At 31.4% G+C, this 3,287-nt stretch carries 3 protein-coding genes; all 3 read right to left on the minus strand.

The window, feature by feature from the left end; translation table 11 throughout:
• Nucleotides 1-16: 16 nt before the first annotated feature.
• Genes ACZYT4_RS13895 through ACZYT4_RS13905 form a run of 3 tightly spaced genes read right to left on the minus strand, consistent with a single transcriptional unit; the run spans nucleotide 17 to nucleotide 3,208 of the window.
• The gene (locus ACZYT4_RS13895; protein ID WP_463786926.1) at nucleotides 17-1,042 is read right to left on the minus strand and encodes a tyrosine-type recombinase/integrase; all 1,026 of its coding nucleotides are present in this window, start codon (nucleotides 1,040-1,042) and stop codon (nucleotides 17-19) included.
• On the minus strand, nucleotides 1,029-1,979 hold the full coding sequence (locus ACZYT4_RS13900; protein ID WP_463786928.1) for a tyrosine-type recombinase/integrase: 951 nt from the start codon (nucleotides 1,977-1,979) through the stop codon (nucleotides 1,029-1,031). The genes ACZYT4_RS13895 and ACZYT4_RS13900 overlap by 14 nt, the downstream gene beginning before the upstream one ends.
• Complete coding sequence (locus tag ACZYT4_RS13905; protein ID WP_463786931.1) at nucleotides 1,979-3,208, minus strand: tyrosine-type recombinase/integrase; 1,230 nt, start codon at nucleotides 3,206-3,208, stop codon at nucleotides 1,979-1,981. Before ACZYT4_RS13905 ends, ACZYT4_RS13900 begins: the two co-directional genes overlap by 1 nt.
• Nucleotides 3,209-3,287: the final 79 nt, after the last annotated feature.

Below are 3,287 nucleotides of genomic sequence, written 5' to 3' on the forward strand. Positions count from 1 at the left end.
AATCATTGTATCATCATTAGTTTTTTATTGATTTATCGGCATAAAACATTTTATTGAGTCTATCTTTTTCTTCTTCAGATAAATTTTCATAATCATCTTTTATTTTTTCTCCATTTATCCTTTTCAGTATTTCTCTGATCATTTCCACATCAGTTTCTACATATATTTCGGTTGTCGATTCCTGCTCATGCCCCATAAGTTTTGCTATTTCTGCTCTGGACATGCCACTTCTATACAGTATTGCTCCAAACGAATGTCTCAACATATGCGGATGAAGTTCCGGTATGTCTATGTCAATTTTTCTTGCCATATGACTATATTTTTTTATTATTCGCTGAACATTATCTTGAGACATTTTATGCTTTCGACTATCATGAATCGTATAAACAAGATAATCTTCAGGTGAACTGTTTCGATGGAATAATTCAATATATATTTTCATGTTTTCTGTTAGCTCATTTGTTAGTGGTATGACACGTCTCTTACTTCCTTTTCCAGTTACGATTACATATGGATCTTTATTATTTAGATGTATGTCACTGATTCTACATTCAAGCATTTCATTCAGGCGTGTTCCAGTTGAAAACAGAAAAAGAATAATAAATCGATCACGTATTCCAGTTCTGTTTCTGGATGGTTGCTCCAAAAGTAGTTCCACTTGTTCCTTTGTTATCCAGTTATGCTGTTTCGGTATAATCTTTTTTGTTTTTATTTTACTGACACTTAATTGTAGAGGTACTAATGTAATATCATGATGTGCACAATATCTTATATATTCTTTGATTGATACTAGCTTTATGTTTCTGGTTGCCAGGGAACTACCATTATCCATGACATATTTCAAATATGATCTTATGATGTTGTCATTAATATCGTTGAATATTATCTTCTCAATATCCATATTTAGCACTTTTGTCAGGTATTTTCTAAAAGAATTCAGACCGTTTATATAGGTTTCAATGGTCTTATCACTTTTGAGTTCTGTTTTCATATGTTCAATAAAACTGTTGATATGTATAAAAAACGGTTCAGTCTTCTTCATATGAAACACCAATCCCTTCAGTGATTGCAGACATCTTTTCTCTGTATTCAGGTACAAGCATTTCAACCAAATGCAGATAATACATCGTTTCGTTGACTGATTTATGTCCCATATATTGGCTCAGGTATTTGATCCAGTTTTCAAAACTTTCACCTTCATCCAAACATTTTCTCATACTGTTGACTGCGAATAAATGACGTAGTCCATGCACTGTTGGTTTTATGGAAAATTCTCTATTCAATAAAGTTAACTCAAGCACCTTGTCAAAGAAATCATCAATATTATGTTTAGTCAAACGTGTCTTATCATATGATGGCTGAAAGAAATATTCTCTATTCAAAATGATGCCTGAATATGCATCGTTGAAGCGAATGCATAATTCTTTCATGCTTTCACTCATATAGACCGTTCGATCCTTGTTTCCTTTGGAATGATATATACTAATTGTTCCATTCTTTAAATCAATGTCTTCCATCTTGATATGACATGCTTCTGAATTTCTTAGTCCGCAGGTATAGATCAATCTAAAAATAATGGGAATGATATATTCTCTGTTAGGAGAACGTATATGCGGTTTGATATTATCTGCTCCTCTAAAAAATCGTACCAGCTGATCATCATCAAACAGTGATATCACTTTATGGGGGCCTAATCTGATGGAGTAATCAGGAATATATGCCGATATGCCAATAGAATTCAAATATATACCTAAATATTTTATAGTGCTTATTCTTTCAGAAATAACGTATCTTGATTTTGTTTTTATCGAATATATCCATTCATCTGATATTTCTCTAGTTAATTCTTTTCTGTTTTGATAATGTTTATCATAATATTTGTCCAGCTCCTTTAGTCTTGAATCAAGATAATCAAGTCTGTATCCTAAATGATTGAACATTTTTTTGGTTGGCTCAGTATATTGCTTCAAATAACTCATTAGAATAGACCTCCTTCATAGGGAAAAAGATCAATTGATAATGCACATCTTTTCATCTTCTGTTTATCTGTTGACAGATATTTATCAACAGTAGCGTTGTTGATATGACCAAGTGCAGCTGATATCAATGATACATCTGCTCCTGCAGTCAACAGGCTGGAAGCGAATGTTCGTCTTAATATGTGAATTCCAAACTGATTTGGCTGATCTTCTTTTTTTAGAGATCTGAATCTTCTAAAAGTTCTTATTGAAGTATTATGCGTCAATTTTCTAACCTGACCAATTGACGTGATGAACACGTATTGACAGTCACATTTTCTTCTTTCATTCAATAGATAATCAATGATTGCCTTAGAAACTTCACTATCAAATGGCAATGATAATGCAACATTTGTTTTTTTCTGGATGATATGGATAGTTTTATTTTTCATGTCAATATTTTCAAACTTGAGATTAAAGATATCGCACATTCTCAATCCGCATCTTAGAGCCAGGAGATAGATTGCTTTGTTTCTTAGGTTGCTGGGGAAATCATGATATGATTCAAGTAACACAGACATCTGTGCATCATTGTAGGTTGTTACTATGCGACGAATATCATTTTTCTTTGTAATGCATGCAAAATGAATATTACTATAGGATGTCAGATTTCTATCTTCTAAATAGCTAATAAATTTTCTAAGACCAATAATTTCTGCAGATATGCCTGCTATCTTTCTATTTTCAAAATGTTCAGATAGAATATAATTCGATATCATCTGATGACTGATATCTTTTATATTGAACACATTATTGTTTTCTAAATACACGAGAAAGTATCTGGCATCATGCAATCTACATAAAATAGTTTTTGTGGAATATTCTTCATTTTCCAAGAATATCTTATAATCATTTATCACATTAAGATATTCATTAGATTTTGGAATCAAGCAAGGCTGACTGGAATAAATTTTCCATCCATCAAGATTGCCATGATAATTATCGCTTAAAAGACAGGCAACTCTGCGATATCTTTCAACTGTACTTTTGGAAAATTTGATGGTACACTCTTTTAGCCATTGATCGATAATATTGGTTGAATATACACAGTTATTTTGTTTCATTAGATGACCAATAATTTTTACTATTCCATCATATCTTGACAATGTCTTAATTGGATAATCATGATAAGATTTCATTTTTTCTTTGGTATCATCTGCAAGCTCTTTAAAAGTATTAAATTTTGTCATTTGTAATCATCCTCCTTAAGATAATTACAAAAGTTTTATGCCGATAAATCAATAAAAAACTAATGATGATACAATGATT

Source organism: Massilimicrobiota sp. mt181 (genome assembly GCF_055420065.1).